This window comes from Microcystis viridis FACHB-1342, from assembly GCF_014698335.1.
Lineage (GTDB): Bacteria > Cyanobacteriota > Cyanobacteriia > Cyanobacteriales > Microcystaceae > Microcystis > Microcystis ichthyoblabe_A.
This window is the reverse complement of sequence record NZ_JACJSV010000054.1, coordinates 18,913-31,452: the sequence shown is the minus strand read 5'-3', so window position 1 is coordinate 31,452 and position 12,540 is coordinate 18,913. Positions and strand designations below refer to the sequence as shown.

Genomic DNA, 12,540 nt, shown 5'->3' with positions numbered 1-12,540 from the left:
CTACAAAATTGGAAGGAGGGGGCAACCATCGATCCCTACCTCCCACACTCCGAGAATGATTATTATTCTTGAGAATGAATAGTTTATTTTTTGGAAGTCCCTAATAGTAATTCAAATTGGGTTTGAGACTCTCAACGTTTGGAGAAAAATAAAATCTCTAAATTTTAAATCTCTCCACTCTCATGGCTCTCTTGGATTTGGTAGGTAAAATGTATTCTAAGATAAATTTCTCCTAGCGAGGGAGTGGAAGGAACCACGAAGACACAGAGGACACAAAGATCGATCCTATGTAAGTTAAACTGATCACACAGAACCTAGAAGATTTCGAGAAAAAGCTAAACCTACCAAACCCGGGGCGTAAACTCCGCATCATTTAAAATTATTACATTTTCCCCTGACTGCACCAACACAAATAAACCCTGACGACAAGCGTAACTCGCCACCTCATTGGGAACAATCATCGCTGCCACCGCTCCTAAGGCCTTTACATCTCGAAAACGAGGCATTAACCGCTTAAACTTGGCCAAACGTTGTAAATGCTCATCCACATCTCTTTGAGTTAACTTACTTTTGACCTCCACTAAAATGGCATCCGTATCATTCACTACCAATAGATCAATCTCTAAACCCTCATTATCCCGTTTTACCGAAATACCGGGGTGAAACTCATGCACATCAATACCCCGCTCCTGAAAAAGACGCACCACCGCAGGACGCACTTGCCACTCGACAAACTCTCCTAAACGATTGCCCAACTCCCCAATCTGCTTACTAACTCTGTTAATTTGCTTATCTGTTTCTTTTTGAGCTTGGGATAACTCTTGTTGGGATTGAGCTAATTGCTTTAGTATTGCCCGAATCTCTTCAATAGTGGCTGTCATAATGAATTTTCTCAGGTTAAAGTGATGTAGCCTATACTCAAGGGATTTAGTATAATTTTAGCGTTGATTATTGGCAGGAATGGAATCGGCTCTCTTGGATTTGGTGGGTAAAATGTATTTTAAGATATATTTCTCAAGAGCGAGGGGGTGGAACGAACCACAAAGACACAAAGGACACAAAGATCGCTCATATTGTAAGTTAAACTGATCGCACAGAACCTATAAGATTTCGAGAAAAAGCTAAACCTACCAAACCCGAGGCGTAAACTCCGCATCATTTAAAATTATTACATTTTCCCCTGACTGCACCAACACAAATAAACCCTGACGACAACCATAACTCGCCACCTCATTGGGAACAATCATCGCTGCCACTGCTCCCAAAGCCTTTACATCTCGAAAACGAGGCATTAACCGCTTAAACTTCGCCAAACGTTGTAAATGCTCATCCACATCCCTTTGAGTTAACTTACTTTTGACCTCCACTAAAATGGCATCGGTATCATTCACTACCAATAGATCAATTTCTAAACCCTCATTATCCCGTTTTACCGAAATGCCGGGGTGAAACTCATGCACATCAATACCCCGCTCCTGAAACAGACGCACCACCGCAGGACGTACTTGCCACTCGACAAACTCTCCTAAACGATTGCCCAACTCCCCAATCTGCTTACTAACCCTGTTAATTTGCTTATCTGTTTCTTTTTGAGCTTGGGATAACTCTTGTTGGGATTGGGATAACTCTTGTTGGGATTGAGCTAATTGCTTTAGTATTGCCCGAATCTCTTCAATAGTGGCTGTCATAATGAATTTTCTCAAGTTAAGTTGATTATTGGCAGGAATGGAATCGGCTCTCTTGGATTTGGTGGGTAAAATGTATTTTAAGATATATTTCTCAAGAGCGAGGGGGTGGAACGAAAGCTAAACCTACCAAACCCGAGGCGTAAACTCCGCATCATTCAAAATTATTACATTTTCCCCTGACTGCACCAACACAAATAAACCCTGACGACAAGCGTAACTCGCCACCTCATTGGGAACAATCATCGCTGCCACCGCTCCCAAGGCCTTTACATCTCGAAAACGAGGCATTAACCGCTTAAACTTCGCCAAACGTTGTAAATGCTCATCCACATCCCTTTGAGTTAACTTACTTTTGACCTCCACTAAAATGGCATCCGTATCATTCACTACTAATAGATCAATCTCTAAACCCTCATTATCCCGTTTTACCGAAATACCAGGGTGAAACTCATGCACATCAATACCCCGCTCTTGAAAAAGACGCACCACCGCAGGACGTACTTGCCACTCGACAAACTCTCCTAAACGATTGCCCAACTCCCCAATCTGCTTACTAACTCTGTTAATTTGCTTATCTGTTTCCTTGATTTGTTTATCCGTTTCTTTTTGAGCTTGGGATAACTCTTGTTGAGCTTGGGATAACTCTTGTTGGGATTGGGATAACTCTTGTTGGGATTGGGCCAATTCCTTTAGTATTGCCCGAATGTCTTCAATAGTGGCTGTCATAATGAATTTTCTCAAGTTAAAATGAAATTTTCTCTATTATAGCCCGATCGCTTTTTCTCCCTTGAAGTAACCGTTCAGGGGGTGACAAAATCTGATAATCTAAAAAGACGTGGAAAAGAGCGGCTAATGTGAAAGAGTAGTATCCATCTCTGTGCTGCCCCTGGAGAGTCCTTCCACTGAGTCAATGCCACTGGCGGCTTGACATCCCCCCCCTGAACGGTTACAATAAAGCTATGCGCCTTATGTAAGTTAGAAGCTAGAATGGTGTAAACTCGTTCGATAGATTATCTCTCTAGTCGGAGTGTTGGACTCAAACACTTGATCCCTAATTAGGTTGTTTTAGGTCACATCAAGAGTAATACTTTATTAGGTTTCTTACAGGAAATTTTAAAGGTTTGAGCCTTCGGTAAATCTTTCGAGGTAGCCTAGTTATCTTATGTCAAAAATAGCTTGAGCGATTTTTTCAGAGGATTTTCCTAATGTAAAGTAATACCCTCTGAGTGTTTATGATATTAAAAATTAAGTGATTTTTACTCATTTCAGTACAATGGCAAAAAATCAAGCAGAATCTATGTCTGATCAGAATCATCAGCAGCCAGATATGGGTGCGAAGAAAACAACGCAGGCTAGAATAGAACATCAGGATAATAATCAAATAAAAACGGGAATTGATCCTAAAATTGATTCGGAAAAACCGTTTAAATATTCGGAGCCAACAGGAAGATTAGGGGAGATAATCCTGCGCTTAATGCCGGTGGGTCTTTTGCTCGGAGGACTGAGTTATTGGGCGATAGTTGGTAAGATTCCGACTCCTATTCAAGGACGAGCGGTCATTTTGATTCCTCGTTCTATTGTTAATATCGAACCCCGTCAAGGTGGGCGGGTGTTAACCCTCCTGATTCAACCGGGAGATTCTGTTAAAAAAGGGCAATTACTGGCAACTTTAGAGTTTCCTGAATTAGAAACAGAATTAAAGGATAAAAAGGATAGACTAGCAGATCTCAAGCAACAGGATAAAAGAGTTGACTCTATTGAAGTGAGTCGTCGCCAATTGAATGCAGCCTCAATAGATCGCCAGCAAAAGGCCAATCAGCTTCAGATTAAAGCACTTCAAGTTCAATTATCCAGTAATCAAAAACAGCGAGAAGCCTATCTCTCCCATGCTCGATATCTTAAAAATTTCCAGAACTCAACGGATGAAAGACTAGCCGCCTACGATAAACTTATCGAAGAGGGGGCTGTCGCGAAGCTAGATTTTCCCTCCTATTTGTTTCAGTTCAATAATCTAGAGGCTTCTAATAGTATCAATCGCGTCCAAATAGAACTCGATCGCCTGAAGGGGGTTGATGAAAGCCTGCGAGCGCAGATGAACGCATTGACGGCACAGAATAATATACTAAACACGGAAAAACGGCAAATAGACCTGCAAGATACAGCCAGTGATATTCTTCGTTACAATGCGATCGCTGACCAGCAACGAGAGATTAATACGTTAAGAACCACTATTCAAGCCAACAAAAATGTAGTGAGTCTGTACAACGGCCAGATTTTAGACTTATCTGTTAATCCGGGGGAAGTCCTGGCTCCGGGGGGGCGCATAGGTACATTAGAAGTCTCCAATCTAAAGGCCAAGACCAACGTGGTGGCCTTGTTTAAGAGCGGTGATGCCAAACGATTAGAACCGGGCCAGGAAGTAGAAGTCGTTCCCGATCTCTATGATCGCGAACGCTATGGGGGTATCGTCGCTAAGGTCGTTTCCGTCGATCAGCAGCCGGTAACTGTGGCAGAACTAGCAAATATAGTCGGAAGTCATGAACTCGCCAGCAAGCTGTTTCTGGGTAGAGATGAAGACGATCGCGATAAGCCTATACCCGTCAATGCAAGTGTTATCAAAGCCACTTTAGCGCTGAAGGTTGATCGCAATACACCCAGTGGTTTTTACTGGACTCAAGCCAAGGGAGCGCCCCAAAGAATTACCAACGGGACTACCGCAGATGTCCATGCCGTGGTAGAAGAGCGTTCTTTGGTGAGTTATATAACCCCTGCTTTTCGCTGGATTACAGGGGTGTACGACCGTTAACCACAATCTTGCGAGCGTAAGTAGCTGAAAGAAACAACGACTAGAATAAACGGTTAAACCTAATATGGAAAATCCGAAAAGACGTTCTCAATGGTGGACTTGGTGGTTTAAGTGGTGGATTATCGCCGCAGCCTTTGTCTTAGTAATCTTGATCCATAGTGAGCCTCCTCAGCTTTGGTTTTGGTTGGTGACGTTTTTGGCACTGATTTTATATGGGATTGAGCGAGCGATTAATGGGTAACAATGAGTAAGTCGAAAAAGGATATAGAGATACCTTGGACAGTAAAAACGGGCTAATGATCAGACAGGGATTGAAGTTTTCCCTAGGTGCTGCTCTCTTAACGAGTTTCTTTTGGCACCGAGGAAATGTATTAGACAACTTTGTTTATCCCGTCTTTGGGTATGTCTCTGTACTGATTGAGCCATCCATGGGAGGTGCGATCGCGGCAGGTTTGGGGCGTTTGGGGGGAAGTGCTTTGGGGGGAATCATTGCCGCTATCCTGGTGAACGCCTACGGAATCCAAGGCTCAAGTTTTTTTGTCATTCCCTCTCTCACCTACATTTTAGCCGCCCTGATCTGTGAAACTTACCGATGGCAAGCCGCTTATTCCCAAGCCACACTACTGGGCGCTTTAATTGCCATGAGAGTGGTAGGAACATCAGCACAACAAGATATCTGGCTCTATTTGCGATCGCGCCTGATCGATAACTGGATCGGAATCGCTGTGGGAATTGCTGTGGCCTTACTATTTTGGCCCCAGAATACTCGATCCGATCTCAACCGGAACTTGATGGGAATCCTTCAAGATATACCGCACTTGTTCCAAAAAATCCTTGATCGCTACCTAAAAACTGAGGTCGAGGAGCGGGATTATCCTCTTTCTATTGAGCAGAACGAGCTTAACTTACTCAATCAGATTAAAAAATCAACACAAACTAGCCTTTCAATACTCACAAAAGCAACCCATGAATTCGGTAGTGAGATATTGGTGGCAGAAAATTGGAGTGAAATCTTGACAATTCAGAACCAATTGACTCGACAATTAGCTGATCTGATGGCTTTTAAGGGCGAAAAGCATGAACAAAATTTAGTGCATCAGTTCAGGGCGGAATTTTACCAATTGGCGACTCATCTTACCGACAGCTTTGATAGCTTGAGGGATCTGAGTAACGCCAAAAAAATCTTAGCTACCCCTTACCTCAGAGAATTAGAAGAAGATTTAGCGAATATTGGGGGTAAACTTGATCATCTCCGAACAAGTGGAGAGATTGACCGGTATGATGTTCAAGAATCACTACAGTTTTATCAATTTATTCAACTTGTATCTCGATTTATCCAACAATGCGAGGGATTAGGAGGCAGGATAATCGATAAAACCAAAGTAACTGCAACTTTCAGGCGAAGACACCTGATTACCTTTCCCAAATGGGCCCCTATATCCCTAAAACGCCTGAGAGAAATTGTCAGTCTTGGCCTGGTTATTGGTTTGTTACTGGCTATTATTCGTCACATCGAGTTTCCCTATCCTTCTGCTTACGAAAAAGTGGCAGATATTGTGATAATAGGTGCAGTGGTCACTGTCATTCAACCGACAAGGGGTCGAGCGATCGCGATCGGTTGGGCGGCCACTGTTTCCTTGAGTTTGACAATTCTCTGTATTTACCTGTTGGTCAAGTCCTTTGGTTATAATCCTTTTAGTAGCAGTCTGGCTTATTTTTTCGCCTACTTCAGTTGTGCTTGGCTGGGGTTTACGCCGATCGCTCGCATCGGTGCGATTGTAGCAGCCGATGCCATCGGGAAGGATATTTTTCCTTTTTTCGAGCAAGGAATTTGGGCCGCACTGATTTCAGTTCCCGTAGGTGCGTTTCTGGGGGTGTTGCTGACCACTGTATTTATGACAAAATCGGCTACAAACCAACTGGAAACAGATTTTTCTGTGACTTTTAAGAAAATGGGACAGCTATATCAAAAACTGCTGTCAGGCTATTTTCAGGATACGATACCACCGTCAGATATCCCCCAACTGAAGCAGGCAATCACAGTGGCGATCGCTCAACATCCAGCCTCGGTTAAGATTGCCAGTCTCGAACAAATTTCCACAGTTTTAGCAACTAAACACCAAAATTTTTGGAATTTCTCCATCGGCTACGAACAAAAACTCTCGGCTCAACTGGATGCTTTACAAGATGTGCTACAGCAACCGCTTCCTGAACCGATACGACAAAAGTTTTTACCTGAATTACAAGCGATCGCACGACAGACTGCGATCGCTTTTGATGAGATTGCTGAGGCGATCGCTGCCCAGGTAATTCTCAACCCACCAAAGTTAGGATTGCTCATCGAAGAAATTGAATCTCTTGAGAAGCAGTTACTGAGTTTGCGGGTTGAGAGTCGAAGTTATCCCTTAAATGAGCTAATCGCCTTTAGCTCGGCTTTTATGACGATGAAAGCCATTGCCAGCAACTTAAATCAAATGAGTCAAGACTTACCTGCCTACACCCAATAGGTAATAGGCAAATATTATCAGCCTGAAGGATTTCTGCTCTTAGGGCTGTATATTCAGTAGTGGATTGTTTCAGCTAATTTGGTGTATTAGAAAAATGCTAGAAATTCTATAATCTAAGACTTTAAGCCGAAATCTATTGCCCTATTTTAGCTGAAACAGTCCACTACAAGATCGGCGATCTGCTATGCAGTACCTTCGGCATCGCACTTCTTAATGGGATCACAATGCTTTGATCTCAACGATGCCGCCCTCAACATTATCCACCTGCAATCGATAACCGTAGAGCATCGCCATTCCGAGCAACGGCTCTGTCTCTGATGCTGCGATATCAACCTCGCGATATTGCCCATCCCAAATGACTGTTGCAGTGTAAAAATCAAACAAGACTTCGTGTATCATGAATTCTTCTTTAAGCTCCGCGAACCAAAGTGATACACGGCAGGGTGTCCAATCCGAATTCCAAAAGGCTGGGCATCAGGGTTACGCTCAAATAGCCGATTGGTTGCAGCTACGACCGTTTCATCAACCTCAAAATCTCCGGTTTCGATGTCGATCGCGATAATTTTACCCTCATTACCCGCTTCGACTTGCTGCCGAATGCCAGACTCGTAGAGTTCTTTCCCCCGACGAGCCATCTCCTCTTTGCTGTAACGCCTTTGCCGAACTGTCATAGCCTTGCCCCATTGACTGCCTTCTCCATTTTAACCTGAACGATCTCGCTCTTTTGAATTGATAGGGTGTGTTTGGCAATCACTTAATCTTGGCGATCGATATGATGTAGCCTGTGTTAGCGTTAGCGTAACCCACGGATTTTGAACATTAGATAAGGTGCGTTCACTTCATTAACACACCCTACAAGATCGGCGTGCTGCTACGCAGTGCCTTCGGCATCGCACTCTGTTATGAGTTGATTGATGTTGGGTTTCCTTGGGTCAATCCAACCTACGGACGAGGCGATCTGCTACGCAGTGCCTTTGGCATCGCACTCATAATAGTTGACGAAATTGTGCGACTGTCAAACCAGCATCTTGAACAATTCCACCCATTGTAAATGCCTTAATTGGATTGTGCCTTGGAAGAGCAACTTGACGCACCCCATCACTCAAGATGATATGTTTGCCTTGGCGAATGATCCGAAAGCCTACCTTCTCCAAGGCTCGTACTGCATCTAGGTGATTTACGCCAGGAATTCTAGGCATAGTTACACCTGCATTTCAATTTCACGAATTTCCCCATCTTGCAAGCGTTCTTCTAAGGCTGCAAGATACTCACGAATTGCATCTTGGATATTGGTTAATGCCTCTTCCTCAGTATCTCCCTCAGACCAACAACCGGGGAGCGCAGGAACGCCAACAGTAATTCCTTCTTCAGAACGATAAAGGACAATTTTGTATTTCATCATAAGTTCCTTCTAGATAGCACTCCATTTTAGCTTGATAGAATTATGGATGTGGGATCAAATTGTAGCAACAGCGGAACCTCACAGCAAACTTGATATGGTTGGGTTTCCTTGCGTCAACCGTTCGGCAAAAGCTCACGGCCGAAGTTCAACCTACAGGCTACTCTAGGCTATTTATTCCCCTAGAAACGAATCGCACCGTTACATTTCATTAACGCACCCTACAAGATCGGCGATCGCACTGTTCAGCGGTTGCAAACGACATCAAACGCATCCACGATCGCCGAAAAATCCGTTGCAACAGCATTGTTAGAATGCAGTCAATTACTTCAAAAAGCCATGAACATATTGCACTAGGGCAAATGCATCATGTCAATAAGCAGTATCAATAGGCGAACAGAGTCACTCCCTTGACAATAGGTGTACTACCTTCTCTGTTTGTAGGGACAACGCGAATATTGATGCGGGTACTTTCAGTAGCCTCTAAAGAATTAAATGCCTCTGGTGATTTTGGCAATGGGACAACAAATGAAGCTTCTTGTGGCATACGTGCCATGTGCGACATGCTGCCGAAAAAAGCAATTGTACCTGCATAATAAGGGCTATTGGCATCGACGTGATTTAGATTGGGTGGTGCTCCCAGAATTACATCAAATTCTCGCGAGAATATTGAGTCGTTAGACCGTTGCACAGTGACTTCTATCATCAGCGAGGGAACCTGCGAATTAGCAAGATGGCTATTGATTGCGGCTGTTGGGATTACAAGTTCAGCTACATTCTCTTTTATACTGGCACGGATAAGAGGTATCGAACTTCCGTTAGTATCTGAAGTTTGGCTGACCGAATGGCTAATAATTTCCTCACCGAAACCCGGCTCATATTCATACTCGAATTTAGCCATATCAAGGTACTGACCAGCATTACTCTCGCCCACATAGTTGCCCCTCCCATCTACATAGAATAGAAAGGGGTCTTCAGAAAGCTGTTGGAGATCACCGTTGGAGGGTAAATAGGGTAAATTGAGGCTCTTCTGCTTACGTGTCCAAATATCCCACAACCGATCAATATTCGAGTGGTGTAAGAAGAAAATTGGATCAACTGGTGATAGGAAATTTGTCATGCTTCCATAAGGTGTGGGATCAAGAGGTCCCACGCCACCAATATAGTTATGGACTTTGTTATGAGGTAACCCCTCAAGTACCGAGAATTTAGTAGTATTACTCGGTTGAGTATTATGCGATGGAGTTTTACCGCTGGTAAAACTAAGTTGATTACTTGAATTATAAAAATCTTTGGGTAATAATCCTGAAAGGATAACAGAGGGTGAGACATCGTACATTGTTTTTCCATCAAGACTTGGGTTATCTCGTGTTAGATAGCGTGAACTACAGGTGGTAGCATAAGCCATATTGCCAGCAATTCCCTTTTTTAACTGAGTGGAATAGCCAGTTACATCATTCCACAAGTCATCAAAACCCGTGTAGCCTCGTATCTTCAGTTGCGTAAGCTGGTCAGTATTAAGACTACTCCAGTATTTTATAAGAGCTGGCTTAAACTTCGATGTGAAAATTGCAAAATTGCTTGTATAAGCTTCAAAAGATTTGCTTCGTGGTGTCAGTAAATCATCGAACATGGAATCAGGAATTTGTGGTAATGTCGTCCAGTCCCAGTAGGGCATAGCAAATGTATCATCTCCGCTCAAATTACGGATAGTTTGCTCGAAATAACCTAGATAACCACGATGCCACACATAAAACCACCAGTTTCCATGCGGACAATCCATTAGATGGATAAAAGCGTTACGAAACCAGTTTTGTGGATGATCTGCAGACAGATTAAGCATCGCTTCGATCCCCTTAGCATAACTACGCAGCGCTTTTTTGCCTCCTTCACTCATGACGTTATAGCGTGTATATTTGGCTTCACTGACAGACGAGGAAGGTAGTGTCTGATTGCCTGTATATCCAAACGGCATTGCTACTATGCCAGTCATAGCAATGCTAGATTTTAGAAAGTAGCGACGAGAGAATATAAACGTCGTGTTTAACATAATTATCTCCAGCAGTGTTGATTCTAGAACTGAAAGGTTGGAAGCAATCTCGCAAATCCTTCAAAATACCCTCTAAATTTCTGCTTGTGGCTATCTAACGGCAAAGTTGAGCCGCTGCCGGATTTCCTTTGCTCAAACATATCACTCTTGGGTAGTCGGCTCCAACGCCTTGTTAGACTGTTGTTGATGTTGCAGTGATACTAATTGTCTGCCACTCGCGACTTGTCTTTTCTGCCAATCAGCAAATATGGCTTTGAAATCATAATTAAAAGATTTAGCATGCTCTTCTCGTATTCTGTGCAATTCTTCAAGAATTTCATCTTCCCACATAAATTTACTCTCCCATTAATTCATAGGGTGTACAAATGGTCGGCAATTTATAGCCAAAATCACGGCAGATTTCGGTAAGCTTTTTTTGGATTTGAGCGTTAGCAATATGTTTACAGTTCCATGTTAGCAAGTAATCTAATCCATGAACGGTGGCTACGGCAATGTGAATAGCATCATCGGATGCTTTAGCGGGAAGATTACTTCTAGTGAGTAATTGCATTCCCAAGTCTTCTATAGTGTCGGTAAGCTCAAGCACAGAGAGACTTTGCAGAATCGCTAGGTTCTTAGATGGGAGTAGCTCGCAACCGTAAACCGAGTGATTGTATAACTTTCAGGACAGTGGCAAATTCTGGATTACCTTCTAGTGACAGAGCTTTATAGAGGCTTTCACGTCCTAATCCTGTTTCACGCGCAATGTTTATCATTCCTCTGGATCGAGCAATGTCTCCTAATGCTGCTACCACTAGGTTAGGATCGCCATCTTCAAGAGCGGCTTCAAGATAAGCTGCTATATCTTCTTTTGTTTCCAGATGCTCTGCTGCATCCCAAAGATAAGTTGTAACTTTGTTCATGAGATCTCCTATAGGTTTTGTGATAAATCTAAAGCTGTTTTGATATCTCGATCTTGGGTGCGTTTATCGCCTCCTGCAAGCAACACGATTAACGTGTCCCCTCGTTGGATGAAATACACTCGATATCCCGCACCATAATCAATACGAAGTTCTGAGACACCTTTTCCTATCGGTTTTACATCACCAGGATTGCCCATGGACAAACGCCGAATACGAATATCTATACGTACCCTGGCTTCCCGATCGCGCAGTGATTCGAACCACTGAGAATAGATTTCAGTCTCCCGAATTTCAATCATGCTTCAAGTGTATCCTATAGGATACGGAAAAACAAGCAATAGGAAAACTTGCTTAACTACTTTTGTTCAAGCAAAGAAACGGTGCGTTACATTTCATTAACGCACCCTACCAGATCGGCGATCGCACTGCATACGCTGATGGGCGGCGCTGATTTTACCAACTACGATGCCAATAATACCAATTTTCCGCAAAAGGGAGTTCATAATAACTGTCTTCGTAAACTATTGGTGGATCACCATTTGGACTATACACAAAACCACAATCATCCAAAAAACATTCAGAAACTATCATCCTAACAGACGTTCCAGCAATATCTACTTCTCGTAACGGGAACAGGCCGACCCATTGAACTGTTGAATTGTCATTATCTGAAATTGGGTGCTTTGCAAAATCTTCTAACGCTTGCTGGCTAAGTTTAAATCGAATTTCGAATGGTATGTAAGGATAAATATCCAATAGATAGCTTCCGAGAAAACTCAATAACACTACATAAACACCAGGATGCCGAATTAAAGCAAATACGCTCTGAAAATGCCACCCCTTTTTCTTTAAGTAAAGAAAAAGAAACACTACAGATATGACTGTTAGCAAAATGAAACCACCGAAAGAAAAGAAGAAATCACTAAATGATTCCGCCCCATCACTCAAAAAATAAAATAACGAAAGAAACCAAACAATAGACACTGTGCCAAGTGTAAATAATGAAAAGGGGTCTGTGAGTATTTTTTTCAGCATAGGAGCCTTAATTTCGAGTGCATAACTATATGTTATGCGGAAATTTTCCGTACATTACGCCAAATACGCATTTTTTTAAGAATCTTTCCGTATATTACGCTCAAATGGAGCGATTGCGAGAAGTTTTCCGTATAATATTACAATAAGCGTGTT

14 protein-coding genes and 2 pseudogenes are annotated in these 12,540 nt (G+C 42.8%); 3 read left to right on the top strand and 13 right to left on the bottom strand.

Going from position 1 to position 12,540, the window contains the following annotated elements; all coding sequences use genetic code 11:
- Positions 1 to 341: 341 nt before the first annotated feature.
- From H6G40_RS16690 to H6G40_RS16680, 3 genes are all read right to left on the bottom strand, one after another.
- A complete protein-coding gene (locus H6G40_RS16690; protein ID WP_008197327.1) occupies positions 342 to 881 on the bottom strand; it encodes a DUF3782 domain-containing protein in 540 nt (179 codons plus the stop codon).
- Between the two features lie 246 nt (positions 882 to 1,127).
- Entirely contained in the window at positions 1,128 to 1,688 is a 561-nt protein-coding gene (locus H6G40_RS16685) for a DUF3782 domain-containing protein (protein WP_002737265.1), read from the bottom strand.
- Between the two features lie 123 nt (positions 1,689 to 1,811).
- Positions 1,812 to 2,414 carry a DUF3782 domain-containing protein gene (locus tag H6G40_RS16680; protein ID WP_069473755.1) on the bottom strand — a complete coding sequence of 201 codons (603 nt, stop codon included), beginning with the start codon at positions 2,412 to 2,414 and terminating at the stop codon, positions 1,812 to 1,814.
- 547 nt (positions 2,415 to 2,961) lie between these two features.
- On the opposite strand from H6G40_RS16680, the gene H6G40_RS16675 reads away from it, so the two are divergent.
- From H6G40_RS16675 to H6G40_RS16665, 3 genes are all read left to right on the top strand, one after another.
- On the top strand, positions 2,962 to 4,494 hold the full coding sequence (locus H6G40_RS16675; RefSeq protein ID WP_069473754.1) for an NHLP bacteriocin system secretion protein: 1,533 nt from the start codon (positions 2,962 to 2,964) through the stop codon (positions 4,492 to 4,494).
- 64 nt (positions 4,495 to 4,558) lie between these two features.
- Positions 4,559 to 4,735, top strand: a complete 177-nt coding sequence (locus H6G40_RS16670) for a hypothetical protein (protein ID WP_002735384.1) — start codon at positions 4,559 to 4,561, stop codon at positions 4,733 to 4,735.
- A gap of 55 nt (positions 4,736 to 4,790) precedes the next feature.
- Entirely contained in the window at positions 4,791 to 7,001 is a 2,211-nt protein-coding gene (locus tag H6G40_RS16665; protein WP_069473753.1) for an aromatic acid exporter family protein, read from the top strand.
- Positions 7,002 to 7,220: 219 nt separating this feature from the next.
- On the opposite strand, the pseudogene H6G40_RS16660 reads toward H6G40_RS16665, so the two are convergent.
- From H6G40_RS16660 to H6G40_RS16615, 10 genes and pseudogenes are all read right to left on the bottom strand, one after another.
- Positions 7,221 to 7,391: pseudogene (locus H6G40_RS16660) on the bottom strand (clan AA aspartic protease); the annotation flags it as partial.
- Between the two features lie 5 nt (positions 7,392 to 7,396).
- Positions 7,397 to 7,672 (bottom strand): hypothetical protein, encoded by a 276-nt coding sequence (locus H6G40_RS16655; RefSeq protein WP_024970721.1) that lies wholly within the window; start codon positions 7,670 to 7,672, stop codon positions 7,397 to 7,399.
- 315 nt (positions 7,673 to 7,987) lie between these two features.
- On the bottom strand, positions 7,988 to 8,200 hold the full coding sequence (locus H6G40_RS16650) for a type II toxin-antitoxin system HicA family toxin (RefSeq protein WP_069473752.1): 213 nt from the start codon (positions 8,198 to 8,200) through the stop codon (positions 7,988 to 7,990).
- 2 nt (positions 8,201 to 8,202) lie between these two features.
- The gene (locus H6G40_RS16645; RefSeq protein ID WP_002738180.1) at positions 8,203 to 8,400 is read right to left on the bottom strand and encodes a type II toxin-antitoxin system HicB family antitoxin; all 198 of its coding nucleotides are present in this window, start codon (positions 8,398 to 8,400) and stop codon (positions 8,203 to 8,205) included.
- A 385-nt stretch (positions 8,401 to 8,785) separates the two neighbouring features.
- Complete coding sequence (locus tag H6G40_RS16640) at positions 8,786 to 10,450, bottom strand: tyrosinase family protein (RefSeq protein WP_002737342.1); 1,665 nt, start codon at positions 10,448 to 10,450, stop codon at positions 8,786 to 8,788.
- Between the two features lie 141 nt (positions 10,451 to 10,591).
- Positions 10,592 to 10,780, bottom strand: coding sequence for a hypothetical protein (locus H6G40_RS16635; RefSeq protein ID WP_042790729.1), 189 nt, complete (start codon positions 10,778 to 10,780; stop codon positions 10,592 to 10,594).
- A gap of 4 nt (positions 10,781 to 10,784) precedes the next feature.
- Positions 10,785 to 11,063, bottom strand: a pseudogene (locus H6G40_RS16630) (type II toxin-antitoxin system VapC family toxin); the annotation flags it as partial.
- 1 nt (position 11,064) lies between these two features.
- A complete protein-coding gene (locus H6G40_RS16625) occupies positions 11,065 to 11,352 on the bottom strand; it encodes an addiction module antidote protein (RefSeq protein WP_002736628.1) in 288 nt (95 codons plus the stop codon).
- A gap of 8 nt (positions 11,353 to 11,360) precedes the next feature.
- Positions 11,361 to 11,651: a type II toxin-antitoxin system RelE/ParE family toxin gene (locus tag H6G40_RS16620; protein ID WP_042790730.1), complete on the bottom strand. Its 291-nt coding sequence runs from the start codon at positions 11,649 to 11,651 to the stop codon at positions 11,361 to 11,363.
- Positions 11,652 to 11,805: 154 nt separating this feature from the next.
- The gene (locus tag H6G40_RS16615) at positions 11,806 to 12,387 is read right to left on the bottom strand and encodes a hypothetical protein (RefSeq protein ID WP_190538001.1); all 582 of its coding nucleotides are present in this window, start codon (positions 12,385 to 12,387) and stop codon (positions 11,806 to 11,808) included.
- Positions 12,388 to 12,540 lie beyond the last annotated feature (153 nt).

Coding starts and splice junctions, on each gene's coding strand:
- H6G40_RS16685 (WP_002737265.1), bottom strand. CDS start 1,688: ATGACAGCCACTATTGAAGAGATTCGGGCAATACTAAAGCAATTAGCT.
- H6G40_RS16635 (WP_042790729.1), bottom strand. CDS start 10,780: ATGTGGGAAGATGAAATTCTTGAAGAATTGCACAGAATACGAGAAGAG.
- H6G40_RS16675 (WP_069473754.1), top strand. CDS start 2,962: ATGGCAAAAAATCAAGCAGAATCTATGTCTGATCAGAATCATCAGCAG.
- H6G40_RS16615 (WP_190538001.1), bottom strand. CDS start 12,387: ATGCTGAAAAAAATACTCACAGACCCCTTTTCATTATTTACACTTGGC.
- H6G40_RS16690 (WP_008197327.1), bottom strand. CDS start 881: ATGACAGCCACTATTGAAGAGATTCGGGCAATACTAAAGCAATTAGCT.
- H6G40_RS16645 (WP_002738180.1), bottom strand. CDS start 8,400: ATGAAATACAAAATTGTCCTTTATCGTTCTGAAGAAGGAATTACTGTT.
- H6G40_RS16655 (WP_024970721.1), bottom strand. CDS start 7,672: ATGACAGTTCGGCAAAGGCGTTACAGCAAAGAGGAGATGGCTCGTCGG.
- H6G40_RS16665 (WP_069473753.1), top strand. CDS start 4,791: ATGATCAGACAGGGATTGAAGTTTTCCCTAGGTGCTGCTCTCTTAACG.
- H6G40_RS16620 (WP_042790730.1), bottom strand. CDS start 11,651: ATGATTGAAATTCGGGAGACTGAAATCTATTCTCAGTGGTTCGAATCA.
- H6G40_RS16670 (WP_002735384.1), top strand. CDS start 4,559: ATGGAAAATCCGAAAAGACGTTCTCAATGGTGGACTTGGTGGTTTAAG.
- H6G40_RS16625 (WP_002736628.1), bottom strand. CDS start 11,352: ATGAACAAAGTTACAACTTATCTTTGGGATGCAGCAGAGCATCTGGAA.
- H6G40_RS16640 (WP_002737342.1), bottom strand. CDS start 10,450: ATGTTAAACACGACGTTTATATTCTCTCGTCGCTACTTTCTAAAATCT.
- H6G40_RS16650 (WP_069473752.1), bottom strand. CDS start 8,200: ATGCCTAGAATTCCTGGCGTAAATCACCTAGATGCAGTACGAGCCTTG.
- H6G40_RS16680 (WP_069473755.1), bottom strand. CDS start 2,414: ATGACAGCCACTATTGAAGACATTCGGGCAATACTAAAGGAATTGGCC.